This window comes from Oleiphilus sp. HI0123, assembly GCF_001635315.1.
Genome location: NZ_LWGE01000953.1, coordinates 1 through 346, shown reverse-complemented (window position 1 = coordinate 346; position 346 = coordinate 1). Strand labels below are relative to the sequence as shown.

The window sequence follows — 346 nt, the reverse complement described above, 5'->3', positions numbered from 1 at the left end:
ATTTAAGAAGATGCCGGAACAATATAGGAAGTCTTTGACTTGGGATAGAGGTATGGAGCTTGCGAAACATGCTGAGCTAACGAAATAAATTGGTTTGCCAGTTTACTTTTGTGACCCTCAGTGCCCATGGCAACGTGGTACAAATGAAAATACCAATAGCCTAATTAGGCAGTATTTTCCGAAGAAAACTGACTTATCGCCACATACACAAGAGCGGTTAAATGAGGTAGCTACCCAATTAAACGAACGACCTAGAAAGACATTGAAATTTAAGACTCCATCGCACATGATTGATAAGGGTGTTGCGATGATTGCTTGAATCTACAACTACTAAAGTTAAAACTAT

At 39.0% G+C, this 346-nt stretch carries 1 pseudogene; it reads left to right on the top strand.

The window, feature by feature from the left end:
* A pseudogene (locus A3761_RS25685) lies at positions 1-319 on the top strand (IS30 family transposase); the annotation flags it as partial.
* Positions 320-346: the final 27 nt, after the last annotated feature.